This window comes from Micromonospora sp. NPDC047793, assembly GCF_040642635.1.
GTDB lineage: Bacteria > Actinomycetota > Actinomycetes > Mycobacteriales > Micromonosporaceae > Micromonospora.
The window spans coordinates 106,420-123,238 of sequence record NZ_JBEYSG010000020.1 but is presented as its reverse complement, the minus strand read 5'-3'; the positions used below and the strand labels follow the sequence as shown (position 1 = coordinate 123,238).

Sequence of the window (16,819 nt, the reverse complement as noted above, 5' to 3'; positions counted from 1 at the left end):
ACCCAGCCCGACCGCGGCTGCGCCAACGCGCCGGTCGAGGACCACCGGTACGACGAGGGCAGCGAGCAGTTACCCGACGGCGGCGGAGTGGTCGGGGGCGGCGTGGTCGGGGGTGGCGTGCTGGGCGGCGGGGTCGTCGGGGTCGTGCCGCCGTTGCAGGCCACCCCGTTCAGGGCGAAGCTGGTCGGCGCCGGGTTGCTGCTCGTCCAGGAGCCGTTGAACCCGAACGACACCGATCCGCTGGTCGGGATCGCGCCGTTGTAGCTCACGTTCCTCGCGGTCACCGCCGCACCGCTCTGCGTCAACGTGGTGTTCCAGGACTGCGTCACCGTCTGCCCGGCGCCGAAGGACCACGTCAACGTCCAACTGGTCAACGGATCACCGAGATTCGTGATCGAGACGTTGGCGCCGAATCCACCCTGCCACTGCGACGCCACGGAGTACGTGACCGAACAACCTGCCGCTGCGGCGCCGGCCGGCGGTGCGACGACGGCCACTGCCGACGTCGCCAGAATCGCCACACCGGCCGACGCCAGACTGGCATTGACCATTCTGGATCTAGCCATAAAGCATCCTTCCCAGCACGGAGTAGACCGACGCATTTGCGAGGGTCATTGTTAGGTGAGCGTTAACATACGTGTCAGGGATGCTACGGGAGCGCTCCCAACGCCTCAACCTTTGACGGCGATGGATACATTCGGGTTTTCGCACCCACCGCGACCGGTGCAGACGCCCACCCACGCCTGGGTACGCGTACTCACCGCACTCCGGTTCGCGCGCTCAGGTGTCCACGCGTCGACGCGAACAGGATGGCCACATGGCCGAACTGCCGCACCGACACATCGCACTGGGTACCGCCGAGTCGCCGCTGCCGGCACTGGCCGCGCGGTGCCGACAGACGACGCTGGCGACCGGCGGCCGGGCGGTCGCTGCACTGACCCGCCTCGCCGGTCGCCACCCCGCCGGATGGCGTTGGCTGGCCCGGCGGCACCACCCGCTCCTGGACCGGCTGGCGGCGGCGAACGCCCAGGCGGTCTGCGAACGGGCCGCCCGGCAGGTCCCCGCGTACCGGTCCTTCCTGCGCACCCGCCCGGCGCGCACCCGCCGCCGCCTGGCCGACTTCCCGGAGACCGACAAGCACGGGTACGTGACCGCCTACGGCGCCGCCGCACGGTGCTGGCACGGACGCATGCCGTCCCGAGGTGTGGTGGTCGACGAGTCGGCCGGCTCGTCCGGGCGGCCGTTCAACTGGCCCCGGGGGGACCAGGAACTGCGCGCGGTGCACCGGGACATCGCCGGCTATACCGGACTCGTCTTCCCGATGCGTCGACCGTTCGTCATCAACGCGTACTCGATGGGGGCCTGGGCCACCGGGACCACGACCGGCGCGGCGATGTCCCGGATCGCGGTCGTGAAGAACACCGGGCCGGACCTCGGGAAGATCGTCGACACGCTGCACGAGTTCGGCCCCGACTACGACTACCTGGTGACCGCCTACCCGCCGTTCCTCAAGCACCTGCGGGACCGGCTCGACGCCGGCGGCTTCGAGTGGGGGAAGTACCGCGTCTTCGCCAGTTGCGGGGGCGAGGGCATGACCGAGGCGCTGCGCGACTACCTGGAGCAGCGGTTCGCCCTGGTCCGCTCCGCGTACGGGGCGTCGGACCTGACCATCGGCATCGGTGCCGAGACCCGGTTCACGGTGTGGCTGCGGCGGCGGTTGCAGACCGACCGTGGGCTGCGGGCCGAGCTGCTCGGCGCCGACGAGCAGCGGTTGCCGATGGTGTTCCAGTACAACCCGTTCGCCACCTACCTGGAGACGAACGACCGCCGGGAGCTGGTGTGCACGGTCACCGGCGACGTACTCCAGCCCCGGCTGCGCTACAACGTCGGCGACGAGGCGGTGCTGGTGCCGTACCAGCGGATCGTGGAGTTGGCGCACGCCGACCCGGTCCGCCGGGCCGAGTTCCGCACGGCCGTCTCGGTGGAGCGGATGACCCTGCCGGTGCTGCTGTTGTTCGGCCGGCGCGACTCCACCGTCTCCTACCTGGGGGCCAACCTCTACCCCCAGGACGTCGAGTACGGCCTCTACACCGGCAACCCGCACGCCGCCGAGATCAACCGCTTCTGCATGACCCTGGTCGAGGACGCGTCGCTGGAGACCCGACCCGTGATCCACATCGAACTGCGCCGCCCGCTGGCCGCGCCGGAGCGCGACGCACTCGTCGCCGCCTGCCGCAGCGGGGTACGTCGGCATCTCACCTCGGTCTCCCGGGACTTCGCGCAGTCGCTGCTCGAAGACCCGACCGCCGGTGACCTGCGGGTGGAGCTGCACGAGCCGGGAAGTGGACCGTTCGCCGGCGAACAGAAGATCAAGAACGTCTACCTGGTGAGGTGATCATGCGTACCCGTGACTTCTCCCGCGCGCCCGCGCAGGCCCGCGCCGGCGCCATGTTCATCGGCGGGACCCGCTACGCCAACCCGCTGGTGCTGCTGCGGCTCGCCCCGGACTGGTTCCGGATGGTCCGCGACATGCGCCGGATGTCCGGCTACTGCTGGCACACCGTCTACTGGCAGTTCCCCCTCACGCTCGGCACGATCGCGTTCTTCACCGACCGCGACGCGATGCTGCGCTTCGCGCGGACCCGGCACCACCGGCGGTTGATGGTGTGGCTGACCGACGGCACCCGCAACGCCACCGCCGGATTCATCCGGCTCTACTCGGCCTCGCCGGACGGGTACTCCAACGGCACCTGGCGGGCCGAGGCGCCGCAGATGGGCCACATCGAGACGTTCACTCCGCTCGGCGCGGAGACGACCGGTCCGGCGGTGATCCGGTGAGTTCCGGTGCGTACCGCTTCGAACGGGTCACCTGCCGCCGTGGCCTGCGGGAGTTCCTCGGGCTCGCCGACCGCCTCTACGCCGACGAGCCGCGCCACGTGCCCATCCCCCGCCAGCAGATCCGGCAGTGGTGGCAGGACGGCATACCGATGTACGTGCTGCGGGACAACGCCGGCACGGTGGTCGGCCGGACCACCCTGCACATCGACGCGGCCTTCGACGCCAAGATCGGCCGCCGGTGCCAGCTCTTCGGGCTGACCGAGTTCACCGCCCCGGCCGCCCGACCGCTGTTCGACGCGATCTCCGCGCACGCCGATCCCGACCGGGACCTGCTCTTCGGCCCGGTGGCGCTGCTGCCCAACCAGGCCGGTGGCGTGATCACCTCCGGGTACGCGGAACGCGGCTTCGTCGACAGCGCCTGGAACCCGGCGCACTACGCCGCCGCCTACGAGGCGTACGGGTTCCAGCGCCGGTTCGAGTCCGACACCTGGATCTGCCCGGTGCCCACCCCGGCCGAGCCGGCGCCCCCGGTGCGCGTGGATCCGGACGGGGCGCGGATCGAGCTGCACCGGGGCGACGTACGGCGTCTCGACGACCAACTCGACCTGCTTCGCGGCATGCTGAACGACTCCTTCGCCCAGCTCGGGTACTACACCCCGATCTGCGCCTGGCAGCTCCGGCGGCAGACCGACGGGCTGGCGTACCTGCTGGACGAGTCGTTGCTGCTCTATCTGACGCGGGACGGTCAGCCGGTGGCGTTCACGCTCTGCGTACCGGACATCAGCGAGTTCATGGTGGCCGTCCGGGGCGACCTGCACCTGGTCAACCAGATCCGGCTGCTCGGCACCCGCCGCCGCTACCGGCGGGAGGCGGTGCTGATCGTCAAGGGCGTGGTCCCGGAGTACCAGGGGCGCGGCTACCAGCGGCTGCTCTCCACGCACCTGCACCACAACCTGCACACCGCCGGCTACACCGCGCTGCGCAGCACCTACGTCGGTCGGGACAACCCGGCGTCGGCGGCCCAGTACCGGCGGCTCGGTGGCCGCCCGCTGCACGGCTACACCTTCTATGCCAAGGAGCGGTAGGTGGACGTCGCCGCGTTCCGCGCGCTCGAACCACTGTGCTGGCGGGCGCCGAGCGCGCACAACACCCAGCCGTGGCGGCTGCGCTACGAGCCCGGACAGATCCGGGTCGGGTGGGACCCGGCGTACACCCTGCCGGCGGCCGACCCCACCGGCCGCGACCTGTGCCTCTCCCTGGGCGCGTTCGTGGAGACCTGCCTGATCGTCGCCGCCGACGCCGGCCTGCCGATGGAGTACGTCGCCGACCACGACGACCCGTGGGTGGGGCGGTTCCGGTCGGCGCCGAGCCGCTACCCGACGCCCTTCCGCACCACCGAGGTCTGGGATCGGCGTACCCATCGGGGCGGTTTCGTCGGCGGGCCGGACAGCGACGCGCTCGCGGCGGTGGACGCGGTCGCCCGGCAGGCCGGCGGCGGCGTCCGGACCGTGCCGCGCGCCGACCGCCTCGGCGGCCTGCTTCGCGAGGCCGACCGGCAGGTGTACGCGGACCCGGCGGTCGTCGCCGAGCTGCGCCGCTGGCTACGCCTGACCCCGGCGCATCCCGACTACCACGCCGACGGACTCACCGACCGCTGCCTCGGGTTGTCCCGTCCTGCCGCGACCGGGCTGCGCGCGGCGCTGGCCAGCTATCCGGCGCTGCGCCGGCTGGGGCTGCCGAGGCTGCTCGCCGCCGCCGACGATCCGCTCGCCCGAGGCGGCGACGTGGTCGTCCTCATCGCCCCGGCGGCCCTGGACCCGGCCGGGCAGGTGGAGTTCGGGCGGGTGCTGCTGCGCTGCTGGTTGACGCTGCACGCGGCCGGGCTGGCGGCGCACCCGCTGAGCCAGCTCGTCGACGTCGCGGCCACCCGGTCGGCGCTCGGCACGCTCCTGGACGTCGCGCCGGAGCGGCTGCTGCACGTCACCCGGGTGGGCCGCCCCACCAACCCGGCACCCCGCTCCGCCCGCCGCCCAGATGTAAGGAAGGGACCCTTGTAATACACCAGGCGTTAGTAGGGGGCCCTTCCTTGCACACCTCGGGCGCGGCCCGGCGCGACATCCGGGTTGCGGACGGCCGCCTCGGAGGCGACGCGTCGCAACATTGACATCGATCGTTGACGCGGCATACATTCAGGCCGATCTGGCAAGCGCTTTCACCACCGCCCCCGTCCCGGGCGCAACTGGGCGGCCTCCGCCGCGCCATGGGAGCGCTCCCGTCTCTGCGTCGTCACCGACGGCAGGTCGATGCATCCCATTCCGAGGAGACCGGAGCAGCGATGAAAAGACGAATGAGAGCGTTCACACACAATGCCGCCCGGGTGACCGCCGGTGCCGTACTCCTGGCGTCGGCCGGAGTCGCCGTAGCGATGCCCGCCGGTGCGGCAGCCGCCGGTTGCACGGTGAACTACACGGTGGCATCGCAGTGGCAGGGCGGATTCGGCGCCAACGTCGTCATCACCAACAACGGTGATCCGGTCACGAACTGGACGTTGACCTGGCGCTTCGACGCCGGGCAGACCATCGACCAGGCGTGGAACGCCACGGTGACCCAGAGCGGCGCCGCCGTCTCCGCCCAGAACGTCAGCTACAACGGCACGATCCCCACCAACGGCACCGCCTCGTTCGGCTTCAACGGGTCCTGGACCGGCAGCAACCCCGCCCCGGTCATCTTCGCGCTCAACGGGGTGGGCTGCACCGGCGGCACCATCCCCAGCCCGCCGCCGACCACGCCACCGCCGACCACCCCGCCGCCCACCACCCCGCCACCCACCGGCGCGGCGGACATCACGGTCAACAACGCCACCCGCCACCAGACGGTCGACGGTTTCGGGGCGGCGCAGTCGATCTGGGGCAGCGCGTGGTCGACCGCCGAGACGCAGACATTGGTCGGGATGGGCGCCAACCAGTTGGGGTTGTCCATCGTGCGGACCGGTCTGTCGCCGGTGTCGAGCGAGTGGGCGACGCATGTGAACTCGTTGAAGACGGCCAAGGCCTCCGGTTCGGGCGTGAAGATCCTGGCCTCACCCTGGACGGCCCCGGCGGCGTGGAAGACGAACAACAGTCGGGTCAACGGCGGCAAGCTGCGGACCGACTACTACGACGACTACGCCAACCACCTCAACAGCTACGTCCAGTACATGCGCGGGCAGGGCGTGACGATCGACGTCACCTCCGTGCAGAACGAGCCGGACTGGCACCCGGACTACGACTCGATGGACTGGAGCGGCACCGAGCTGCGCAACTTCGTCCGTGACCACGGCACACGGGTGCAGAACACCAAGCTGATGGTCGCCGAGGCGGTGAACCTGAACTACACCTACACCGACCCGACGCTCAACGACACCACCGCCCGCAACAACATCGGCTACATCGGCGGTCACCTGTACGGCACCGAGGCGGCTGGGCGGCTGCGGTCGTACCCGCTGGCCGACCAGCACAACAAGCCGGTCTGGATGACCGAGTGGAACCTGCACGCGGCCGACGGCAACGGCTCCAACATCTGGGGCAACCCGGGCAACCAGACGGTCTGGAACGAGACGCTCGACGACATCATGCGCACGGTGCACCGGTCGATGGAGGCGAACTGGACCGCCTACGTCTGGTGGTACGGCAAGCGCTACTACTCCTTCATCGGTGACGGCGAGGCCGCCTTCGGCACCACGGCCGGCGCACCGCTCAAGCGGGGGTACGCCTTCTCGCAGTACTCCAAGTACGTCCGCCCCGGCTACCAGCGGGTCGCCCTGGCCAAGAGCTCCAAGGCCGCACCGCTGGAGGTGACCGCGTACCAGGGTGGCGGGAAGACGACGCTGGTGATCCTCAACCGCTCGACCAGCGCGGTCAACAACGCCGTGATCCAGGTGCCGCAGTCCGTCACCCGGGCGGAGCACTACCTGACCTCGCTGAGCGCCAACGCGGCCAGCCAGCCGACCAGCGTCAACGGCGGGCAGGTCTCGGTCAACGTGGGCGCGCGCAGCATCTCCACCGTCGTCCTGACCCACTGAGCGACGACATGTCCACACCCTGCGTGGCGCGCGAGGACCGCGCGCCACGCAGGGGCCGTCGGGCGTCCGCCCGTGGGCGGTCGCTGCGACCGTTCGCGAGCAACCTTCGACCGGCGGGGCGTCGGCACTGTCGGTCCCGGATGTGATGCTGACCGTCGTGATCGTGACGTTCGACAGTGAGTTGTGGACCTGGGCTGCCCGGCGTGACGAGAGCTGGACCTTCGTCAGCCTGCCGGTCGGGGCGTCGGAGGAGATCCGCGAGCGCTCCGGCGGGACCCGTCGGGGTTTCGGTGCGGTACGCGTCCGGGCCGCCATCGGCGGCAGCCGGTGGACGACCTCGGTGTTCCCCGACAGCACACGCGGTTGCTACGTCCTCCCGGTCAAGCGCGCCGTCCGCACCGCCGAGGCGCTCGACGTGGGCGACACCGCCACCGTGACCGTCGAACTGGTCGACCACTGATGAGGGCGGTGTCGTCGGAGCTGGTCGGGGCCGCGCCCACCACGGGCCGGAGTGGGCCACGCCGAAGTCGTCACCGGGTCGGACCGGGAGCGACGTGCCGTTGGGCAGGGCCGGGTCGCAGGGCCTGAGGGCCCCCGGTCACCGTGGGTACCGCGCAGCGGCACGGCGACCTCAGGAACAACACATAGACGTACGACGACATACCGGCATCTCCTCGGTGCCCCGGTCGAGCGACCGGTGCGCCATGGAAGGCTCCTACCGCCACCCGCCGAGTGGCTGACAGATCATGGACCATTCCCCGCCCGCGATCGAGTGACGCGCCGTCGATCGCGCGCGTACGGGCGCATTCTCCGGGTCGCATTCCCGTCGAATTCCCGCACTACCGACGCGTCTCGCTACGATTCAATCGCACCGCCGTTCCGGCGGCTCGACTCCCCGTCGACATCGTGGAAATTCCACTGACGACGACCGGAAAGGAATGCCGCTCATGAGAAGTGAGCATCCTTCGCCGCTCGACGACGACGGGGCACGTCGAGCGGACCTTCCGCTGTCGTCGGCAGAAACCGCCGAGAGCGACCTGACCACTCCGCACGACACCCCCGACATCGTCGAGCCACGCACTCCGTCCGCCACCGGGGAGCGGGACGCCGACCCGACCGGGACCAACCCGACCGAGACCAACCCGGCCGGGACGGACACCGCGGTGACGCGCCCCCGGCGACAGCGACTCCGTCGCGCGCTGAGGTCGGTCCCGGGGCTGATCGGCATCGTCGGCGGCCTGGTCGGGATCGTCGCCGGCATCGCGGCGCTGATTCCGAAGGAGCAGCCGTCGGACCCGTTCCGGCACGCGTTGTTCACCGAGCCGTTCACCTCGACCGTCAGCGATCCGGACGAGGTCCTGGCGCGGTACGCGCTCTGGGTCGACACCGAGGACGGCGACGACGACGTGTGGCGGAGCGAGATCGACACCGTCCAGGGTCTGTTCCGCCTCTCCAACCGGACCGACGCCAGCCGGGTGCGCTACATCTGGATCAACGCCACCAACGCCGGTGACCGGGTGCCGGTCGAGATGACCGACAGGCCGGTCTCCGTCGACGTACGAATCGCGGACCGGGCCCTCTCCACCAGCGCGGCCGGATTGATGTACCGGTGGTCCGGTCAGCCGAAGCGGTACTACGCCTTCCTGCTCTCCGGAGACGGCACCTATTCGTTCGTGGCGCGCAGCGACACCCTCGGATTCTCCTACCGCCTGACCGAGCGTTCCGAGAAGATAACCGCCGAGGGCTGGAACAGTCTGGCCATCGTCGGCAAGGGCGATCAGCTCGATCTCTATATCAACGGCACGAAGGTGAAGACGGTCGACGCCGTCGATTTCCCGGACGGCACCGCCGGGGTGATCGCGACGAGTCGCGGTGCCTTCGAGTTCGACAACTTCCGCATCTACGAGTGACGGCGTCGCCGCGATCGCCGGACACGTGAGCCGGCCCCCGATCGGAAGCCGAGACGACTCCGTGGTGACGGTGCGTCGATCCCCGCACGGCCGTGACCAGGAGCGACCTGAGACGTAACGGCCCTGGAACACTCTTGACATCGAAAGGCGACCCCCGCCACACTACCGATGCTAATTCGATTTAGCACAGGACCAGATCCACAGAGTACCGAAACGGGTCATACCCCCCACCGGGCAGTAGCCCACGTGGCCCACGAGGAGGCTCTCCATGTCCGACCACCCCGCGCCTCGTCGCGCAGACCTCACCCACCTTCAGCGGCTCCGGCGGCAGTAAGCCGGAGCCGAGAGCCAGGGTCCGAACACGACCACGAGATCCGAACAGCACCGCGAGAAGCGGTTGTAGAGGAGTGTGCTCAGTTGAAGACAGAGACCGGAAAGCGCAGGCTCAGGCGTACCGTCTCGTTGCTCGCGACCATGTCACTCGGAGTCGGCCTCGTCGTCTCCGCGCCGGCTGCCGCCTCGGCCAAGCCTGCGGCCAAGGAGGGTGCGACCGTCAAGGCGGACAAGCACTCACCGACCGGATACACGGTCACCTTCGTCTACCGCAACCCGAACGCCACGCAGGTCCGTCTCGCCGGGGACCTGACCCTGCTCGACGTGAACACCGGCAACACCCGGTACCAGCCGGAGGAGTGGCAGCCGGGTCGGTACCACGCCGGGGGAACCGAGTTCCTCCGCGACATGACCAGGGACAAGAAGGGCAACTGGTCGGTCTCGCTGCCGCTGCACGCGGGCGGCATCAGCTACTGGTACCGGGTCTGGGACCCGACCCAGGGCTGGGAGAACAAGCGCATCTGGGACCCGGCCTCGACGAACCCGCGTCCGCCGGGCGAGTCCTCGTTCCGGACCCGGAACAACGACGTCCTCGACGCCGTGTACGTGCCGTACGCGACCAAGCAGAACGACCCGGTGCTCAAGAGCCGTGCCGAGTACGAGCTGCCGGCCAAGCCCAAGGACCGGGGCACCGTCAGGTACGTCCCGTACACCACCATCCTCGGCGACAGCGGTCACTACCTCGGTGTCTACCTGCCGCCCGGTTACAACGCCAAGCGCGCACAGCCGTACAAGGTGGCGTACCTGGCGCACGGCATCTTCGGTGACGAGACCGACTTCATGGTGCCGGCGAACGTCCCGAACATCCTGGACAACATGACCGCGAAGGGCGAGATCGAGCCCACCGTGGTCGTCACCATGGGCAACCACTTCACGGGCACCAGCCTCGGCTTCGCGTCGTACAACCAGACCAACGCCGCCGACAACCTGGTCCAGACGATCCTGCCGCTCATCGAGGACCGGTACAACGTCGCCACCGACCGGTCCGGCCGGGCGTACGCCGGGTTCTCGTACGGCGGTATGACCGGCGCCCACGTGATCCGCGGCTACCCGACCACGTTCGGGTACTACGGTCACTTCTCCGGCAACCCGTCGCTGAGCGCCCAGGACTACGACAACGTCGCGAACGCGGTCGGCGACGACGACCTCCTCGTGTTCCTCGGCAACGGCGTGTTCGAGGGCAACCTCAACAACCAGAACGCCATCGCCGACAACTTCCGCGCCCGTGGGTACACCGCCCACACCACCCAGGTCCCGGGTGCGCACGACGGCATGACCGCCAGCCAGCTCTTCACGATCTTCGCCCGCGACCACCTCTGGACGGGCGTCGACACGGTCGGTGACGCCCGTGCCAAGGTCAAGGCGAAGGCCGCGCCCGCGTCGGTCCCCGCCGGCCGCGCGTTCACCCTCGACGTCGAGGTGCGGGCACAGAAGAAGCACAAGAAGTCGCCGACGCCGACCGGCGAGATCACCGTGACCTTCGCCGGCAGCACGCACGTGGTGACGCTGAACAAGGGCAAGGCCGTCGTGAAGCTGCCGACCAGCGGGCTGTCCGCCGGGTCGTACGCGGTGCACGTCGCCTACTCCGGTGACCGGACCTACGCGCCCACCGCAGAGGTGCACCAGAAGCTGCGGGTGCGCTGACCGATGAACACGGTGGGCCGTTGACCTCCCCCGTCTCGGTCCACCCGCACCGGCGGGGCCGCGTCATTCCTGACGCGGCCCCGCCGGGGTGTCCGGCAACCGGACGGTGAACAGGCTGCCCTCGCCCAGGGTGCTCTGCACGTCGATGGTGCCGCCGTGTGCCTTCACGAGATGCTGGGTGATCGGCAGACCCAGGCCGCTGCCACCGGTCGCCCGGGTACGCGAGCCGTCCGCCCGCCAGAACCGGTCGAAGATCTTCGGCAGGTGCTCGGCCGCGATGCCCACCCCGGTGTCCCGTACGGTGATCGTGGTGTCCTGCGCGGCGACGGTGACCGACCCCCCGGGCGGGGTGTAGCGGATCGCGTTCGAGACCAGGTTGCCGACGATCTGCCGCAGCCGTACCGCGTCGGCCGGCAACACGGGGTCCTCATCGATCTGAACGGTCAGCGCGATCCCGGCCGCCTGGGCCGTGCCCCGATGACTGTCCACCACCTGCGTGACCACGTCCCGCACGTAGGTCGGCTCGGGATGGATCCGCAGCGTGCCCGCGTCGGCGGCGGCCAGGTCGGCGAGGTCGTCGATGATGTGCTGGAGCAGCACCGCCTCCTCGTGCAGCAGGTCGAGCAGTTGGGCGTCGGTCGGCGCGAGATCGTCCTGGGCCGCCTCCAGCCAACTGCGGATGTTGGTCAGCGGCGTACGCAGTTCGTGCGCGACGTCGCTGACCATGGCGCGTCGCTGCGCCTCGGCGCGGTCCCGACGGTGGGTCGAGTCGTTCAGCGCCCGGGCCAGCCGGCCGATCTCGTCCGGTGCGGAGACCGGGGCCGGCTGCTGCCGGTCGACGGCGTCGGTGAGTGTCCGCAACGGACGGACCAGCCGGCGGCCGACCAGCACCGTGACGATGATGGTGGCCACCAGCACCGCGCCGGTGACCGTGACGATGCGGACGGTGTTCTCGCCGGAGAGCGTGAAGGTGGTCTGGTCGGCGCCGCTGTCCGGGGCGGTGATGAACAGCAGCACGGCCGGGGCCACGTGCGGCTGGAGCATGCTCCGCCGCGACTGCTCCACGCACTCGCTGATCAGGGCCGCTTCGTCCGCGTCCACGTCGACCCGGAAGGTCTCCCGGGGGGCGGGACGGACGCTGCGCTCGTCGACGGAGATGTTGATCAGGTACGCGCTGAAGTCGGGCAGGATCTCCAGTCCCTCGTCGTCGGCCAGGTCGAGGCACCTCCCTGCCAGCTGCCCCAGGGACCGCAGCGCCTTCTCCTCGGCCTGGCCGGCCGTCTCGGGCTTCGCCTCGCATCGATCTGCCGACCCGCGCGGATCCGGCGTGGTCAGCACGACGGTGAACCGCCCGTCGGGCAGCGGCTTGATCTCTCCGTCCAGGCGACTCCCCCGCAGGCACCTCAACTGTTCCTCGGCCTTCGCGAGCAGTTCGTCGCTGACGTCGTCCGGCACCCGGAACGGGCCGACCGCCCGAGGGTCGATGCGGTCGGTGCCGCCGGTGAGGCCGAGGTCCAGGTTCAGCGGGTCGACCACGGCGGCCGGGCGGGCGGCGTCCAGCGAGGGGCCGTCGAGCGTGTCGGCCACGATCGTCCGGTCGTCGGTCATCAGCGTGATCCGCCGGTCCAGTCCGGCGGCCCGCTGCTCGATGAGCGGCGACACCGCGGACCAGTCCGGGTGGGTGGCCGCGTACTCGATCAGCTCGTTGTAGACCTCGGTGTTCTCGGCGAGTGAGCGACCCTGCTCCTGGCTGATCGCCCGGGTCGCGGTCCGGGTGGCCAGCCAGGCGGTGGAGGTGATCGCGGCGATCGCGATCAGCACCGAGGTGACCAGCAACCGGGTCACCAGACTGTGCCGGATCGGCACCCGCCGGGTGCTCACCGGGATGTCGCCGAAGCGCCGGCCAGCTTGTAGCCGACCCCGAAGACGGTCACCAACCAGACCGGCCGCTGCGGATCGCGTTCTATCTTGCGACGCAGGTTCATCACGTGGACGTCGATGGTCCGCTCGGTCGAGCTGCGGTCGAGCCCCCGCGTGTGGTGCAGCAGTTGGCCTCGGGTGAAGACCCGGTTCGGCTGCTTCACCATCGCCACCAGGATGGCGAACTCACCCCGGGTGCAGGCGACCCGGACGCCGTCCACGGTCACCTGGTGCGCGGTCGGGTCGATCTCGATCGGTCCGACCCGCAGCAGCCCGGCCCCGGCGGGCGACGGTGTGCCGGGTCTCGCCCGCCGCAGCAGGGTCCGCACCCGGGCCATCAGTTCCCGGGGGCTGTACGGCTTGGTCAGGTAGTCGTCGGCGCCCAGGTCCAGTCCGGTCAGCAGGTCGTCCTCGGAGGACCGGGCGGTCAGCATCAACACCAGGACGTCGGACTCCCCGCGCAGGGTCTTGCACACCTGGAGACCGTCCATCTCCGGCATCATCACGTCCAGCACCAGCAGGTCGGGACGGAGTCGGCGGGCCGTCTCCAGCGCCGCCCGACCGTCGTGCACCACCACGGCCTCGTGCCCCTCGGCGGTCAGATAGCGGCGGACCACCTCGGCCTGGCGAGGATCGTCATCGGCGACCAGCACCTGTGCACACATGGCGGCGATGATAGGACCGGATTCCCGACGGCAGGGCTCCGGCGGCGATACCTGACAGGTTTCTAACGACCGCTGGACACCCTCGTCGGCATGGATCCGAAGCAGGACGCCCCGACCGAGTTCATACCGCGTGTACCCGATCCGCCCGTACGGCGACGTGGTGTGCGGTGGATCGCCGTGGCGCTCGTGGTGGCGGTGCTGACGGTGGGTACCGGGATCGTGGTGACCCGGCACCGGGCAGACGCACAGCCGGCGTCGAGGGAAACCGACGTGGTCGCGACCACGCCGATCGCGCGCCGTGACCTGTCGACCACCCGGACGCTGCCCGGAAGCATCGGGTACGGCCCGACGCGCCCGCTGGCCGGGCACCTGACCGCGACGGTCACCTGGTTGCCGAAGGCCGGCACCACGGTCAAGCGGGGTGGGCAACTGTTCCGGGCCGACGACCGGCCGGTGGTGCTCTTCTACGGCAGCATCCCGATGTACCGGGACATCGCCGGCACGAACCTGGTCGGCCGGGACGTCCGGGTGATCGCCGACAACCTCCGTGCGCTCGGTTACCCGATCGGCTGGCAGCCGTCGCCCGGCGAGCAGGTGACGCCGCAGCCGCCGACCCGCAACGCCGCCGACGATGACGACGACGAGCCGGCGGCGGCAGCGGAATCCCCGGCAGCTTCGCAGCGGGTACGCAGCGGCGAGGGCGTCCTCACGCCGGCACTGGTCGCGGCGATCAAGCGCTGGCAGACCGACCTCGGTGTGCCGGCGACCGGCACGATCCCGGTCGGACACGTCGAGGTGGCGAGCGGGGCGGTCCGGGTGGACTCGGTGACCGCCCAACCCGGTGACCCGGCGGAGACGCCACTGATGTCGGTGACCTCGGTCCGCAAGGTGATCACGGTCGGTGCCGAACTCACCGACGCCGCCGCCATCAAGCGTGGGGACCGGATCCGGGTGGGCCTGCCCGACGACCGTGAGGTCCCCGCCCGGGTCGTCTCCGTCGGCCGTGATCTCGTCGCCAGCGACAGCGGCATTGCGAACGGCCCAGCGCTGCTCACCGTGACGGTGGCCGTCGACAAGCCGCAGACCATCGCCGACCTCGACTCCGGTGAGGTGCAGGTGCACTTCACCGGTCGTACCGCCGTCGACGTGCTGGTCGCGCCGGTCGAGGCGCTGGTGGCGTTGCGCGAGGGCGGTTACGCGGTGCAGGGACCGGGCGGGCTGGTCGCGGTCCGCACCGGCATGTTCGCCGACGGCTGGGTCGAGATCACCGGCGACGGACTGACCGAGGGCACCGAGGTGGTGGTGCCCTCGTGACCGGACCCGTGCTCTCGGTGCGTCACGCGTCCATGGTCTATCCCGGCGGGGTCACCGCGCTGGCCGACGTCAGCCTGGACGTCGCCGCCGGGGAACTGGTCGCCGTCGTCGGGCCGTCCGGATCGGGCAAGTCGACCCTGCTCAACATCATCGGCACGTTGGACCGCCCCACCTCGGGCACCGTCCACATCGCCGGCCAGGACGTCGCCACGCTCGGCGACCGGCGGCTGTCCGCGCTGCGGGCCCGGGAGATCGGCTTCGTCTTCCAGCAGTTCCACCTCGCCGACGGGCTCAGTGCCGTCGACAACGTCGCCACCGGCCTGCTCTACGCCGGGGTGCCACGACGGCAACGGCGGGAGCACGCCCTGCGCGCCCTGGCCCGGGTCGGTCTGGCGCACCGCACCGGGCACCGCCCGGGGCAGTTGTCCGGTGGCGAGAAGCAGCGCGTCGCGATCGCCCGCGCCCTGGCCAACCAACCGTCGCTGGTCCTGGCCGACGAACCCACCGGCGCACTCGACACCGCCACCGGTCAGTCCGTGCTGCGGCTGCTGCGTCGGCTCCACGAGGAAGGCACCACCATCGTGCTGATCACCCATGACCGAGGCATCGCCGCGTCACTGCCCCGGCAGATCGAGATCCGCGACGGACGACTGATCCGCGACGACACGCACCCCTCGCCCGTCCCGGCGCGTGCCGTGGAGTCGGGCGACCCGGCCGGCGATGCGGTGTCGGACCGGTGACCGGGCCGATCGACCGGGCACCACGACCGGCCCGGCTGGCCGTACCGGACCTGCTCTCGCTCGGGCTGACCGGCCTGCGGGCCCGCCCGCTGCGGGCGGTGCTGTCGGCGCTGGGGATCGCGATCGGCATCGCCACGATGATCGTGGTCACCGGCATCCCGGCCGCCGGCCAGGCCGCGCTGCTGGCCGAGTTGACCGCGCTCGGCACGAACTCCCTCCAGGCGGTGGCGGCACCGGATCGTGATCCGCCGACCAAGCTGCCGGAATCCGCCGTGGTGATGGTGCAGCGGATCGGCCCGGTCACGGCGGCCAGCGCGGTCGGCAACACCCGCACCGTGGTACGCCGCAACGACCTCCTCGATCCCACCGACGGCTCCGGCCTCACCGTGCTGGCCGCCCGCCTCGACCTGTTGCCCACCATCAACGCACGGATCAGCGTCGGCAGTTGGCTGAACCCGGCCACGGCGGAGTTCCCCACCGTCGTACTCGGTTCGGTGGCCGCCACCCGACTCGGCATCGCCGACCTGCCCGCCGGACAACCCGCACCCCAGGTGACGATCGCGGACCGGCGGTTCACCGTGGTCGGCATCCTGGCCGAGACCCCGCTCTCCCCCGACATCGACCGGTCGGTGCTGGTCGGGTGGCCGGCGGCCCGCAGCGAACTGCGGTTCGACGGCCACCCGACGGTGATCTACATCCGTTGCGAGGAGTCGCAACTGGAGGCGGTACGCGGTGTCCTGGCGGAGACGATCTCGCCGGAGCGTCCCGGCCAGGTGGTGGTGAGCCGCCCCTCCGACGCGTTGGCCGCGAAACGGGCCACCGAGGGCAACTTCTCCGTGCTCTTCCTGGCGCTGGCTGCGGTCGCCCTGCTGGTCGGAGGCATCGGGGTGGCCAACACGATGGTCGTCTCGGTCCTCGAACGGCGTGCCGAGATCGGCCTGCGACGGGCACTCGGGGCGACCCGGGGACAGATCCGGGGCCAGTTCCTGACCGAGTCGACGGTGCTGGCGGCACTCGGCGGTCTGGTCGGCACGGCGGTGGGACTGCTCGCCACCGTCGGATACGCGGCCTGGCAGGGATGGCCGCTGGTGCTGCCCAGCCAGGCGGCGGTCCTCGGGGTCGGCGGTGCCGTGGTGATCGGGGTGCTCGCCGGTGTCTACCCCTGCGTACGCGCGGCCCGACTACCCCCGACGCAGGCCCTCGCCGCCGCCTGACCCCACCGGCCAGCACAGACGAAAGGGCGCGGCGACCGGTGCTCCGGCCGCCGCGCCCTGCTGTGCGTGTAAGGAGGGGTCCCTTCCTAACGCCTCGTGTATAGGAAGGGACCCCTCCTTA

Annotated in this window: 14 protein-coding genes; 11 read left to right on the top strand and 3 right to left on the bottom strand. The window is 70.6% G+C overall.

Annotation, left to right across the window (positions count from 1 at the left end; translation table 11 throughout):
* The coding region (locus tag ABZ738_RS28495) for a non-reducing end alpha-L-arabinofuranosidase family hydrolase (RefSeq protein WP_357218203.1) at window positions 1–566 on the bottom strand (566 nt) is incomplete at its 3' end.
* 251 nt (window positions 567–817) lie between these two features.
* Here ABZ738_RS28495 and ABZ738_RS28490 point away from each other — a divergent pair.
* From ABZ738_RS28490 to ABZ738_RS28455, 8 genes are all read left to right on the top strand, one after another.
* Window positions 818–2,395, top strand: coding sequence for a phenylacetate--CoA ligase family protein (locus ABZ738_RS28490; RefSeq protein WP_357218200.1), 1,578 nt, complete (start codon window positions 818–820; stop codon window positions 2,393–2,395).
* 2 nt (window positions 2,396–2,397) lie between these two features.
* Window positions 2,398–2,838 carry a DUF4188 domain-containing protein gene (locus ABZ738_RS28485; RefSeq protein ID WP_131057296.1) on the top strand — a complete coding sequence of 147 codons (441 nt, stop codon included), beginning with the start codon at window positions 2,398–2,400 and terminating at the stop codon, window positions 2,836–2,838.
* The gene (locus ABZ738_RS28480) at window positions 2,835–3,923 is read left to right on the top strand and encodes a hypothetical protein (protein ID WP_357218196.1); all 1,089 of its coding nucleotides are present in this window, start codon (window positions 2,835–2,837) and stop codon (window positions 3,921–3,923) included. Before ABZ738_RS28485 ends, ABZ738_RS28480 begins: the two co-directional genes overlap by 4 nt.
* On the top strand, window positions 3,924–4,895 hold the full coding sequence (locus ABZ738_RS28475) for a nitroreductase (protein WP_357218193.1): 972 nt from the start codon (window positions 3,924–3,926) through the stop codon (window positions 4,893–4,895).
* 290 nt (window positions 4,896–5,185) lie between these two features.
* Entirely contained in the window at window positions 5,186–6,898 is a 1,713-nt protein-coding gene (locus ABZ738_RS28470; RefSeq protein WP_176093535.1) for a cellulose binding domain-containing protein, read from the top strand.
* A 157-nt stretch (window positions 6,899–7,055) separates the two neighbouring features.
* Window positions 7,056–7,358 (top strand): DUF1905 domain-containing protein, encoded by a 303-nt coding sequence (locus ABZ738_RS28465; RefSeq protein WP_131052975.1) that lies wholly within the window; start codon window positions 7,056–7,058, stop codon window positions 7,356–7,358.
* A gap of 487 nt (window positions 7,359–7,845) precedes the next feature.
* Window positions 7,846–8,808, top strand: a complete 963-nt coding sequence (locus tag ABZ738_RS28460) for a LamG-like jellyroll fold domain-containing protein (RefSeq protein WP_176093537.1) — start codon at window positions 7,846–7,848, stop codon at window positions 8,806–8,808.
* A gap of 474 nt (window positions 8,809–9,282) precedes the next feature.
* Window positions 9,283–10,845 (top strand): Ig-like domain repeat protein, encoded by a 1,563-nt coding sequence (locus ABZ738_RS28455; RefSeq protein ID WP_357218188.1) that lies wholly within the window; start codon window positions 9,283–9,285, stop codon window positions 10,843–10,845.
* 63 nt (window positions 10,846–10,908) lie between these two features.
* On the opposite strand, the gene ABZ738_RS28450 is transcribed toward ABZ738_RS28455, so the two are convergent.
* Both ABZ738_RS28450 and ABZ738_RS28445 read right to left on the bottom strand, forming a co-directional pair.
* Window positions 10,909–12,726, bottom strand: coding sequence for a HAMP domain-containing sensor histidine kinase (locus ABZ738_RS28450; RefSeq protein ID WP_357218186.1), 1,818 nt, complete (start codon window positions 12,724–12,726; stop codon window positions 10,909–10,911).
* Window positions 12,723–13,430, bottom strand: a complete 708-nt coding sequence (locus ABZ738_RS28445; protein WP_131052979.1) for a response regulator transcription factor — start codon at window positions 13,428–13,430, stop codon at window positions 12,723–12,725. The genes ABZ738_RS28450 and ABZ738_RS28445 overlap by 4 nt, the downstream gene beginning before the upstream one ends.
* A 90-nt stretch (window positions 13,431–13,520) precedes the next feature.
* Between ABZ738_RS28445 and ABZ738_RS28440 the strand changes: the two genes are divergently transcribed.
* The 3 genes from ABZ738_RS28440 to ABZ738_RS28430 are packed head-to-tail and all read left to right on the top strand — an operon-like array spanning window position 13,521 to window position 16,698.
* Window positions 13,521–14,744, top strand: coding sequence for an efflux RND transporter periplasmic adaptor subunit (locus ABZ738_RS28440; protein ID WP_357218182.1), 1,224 nt, complete (start codon window positions 13,521–13,523; stop codon window positions 14,742–14,744).
* Window positions 14,745–14,776: 32 nt separating this feature from the next.
* Window positions 14,777–15,484, top strand: a complete 708-nt coding sequence (locus ABZ738_RS28435; protein WP_357218210.1) for an ABC transporter ATP-binding protein — start codon at window positions 14,777–14,779, stop codon at window positions 15,482–15,484.
* The gene (locus ABZ738_RS28430; RefSeq protein WP_357218179.1) at window positions 15,481–16,698 is read left to right on the top strand and encodes an ABC transporter permease; all 1,218 of its coding nucleotides are present in this window, start codon (window positions 15,481–15,483) and stop codon (window positions 16,696–16,698) included. Before ABZ738_RS28435 ends, ABZ738_RS28430 begins: the two co-directional genes overlap by 4 nt.
* The last annotated feature ends 121 nt before the right edge of the window (window positions 16,699–16,819 follow it).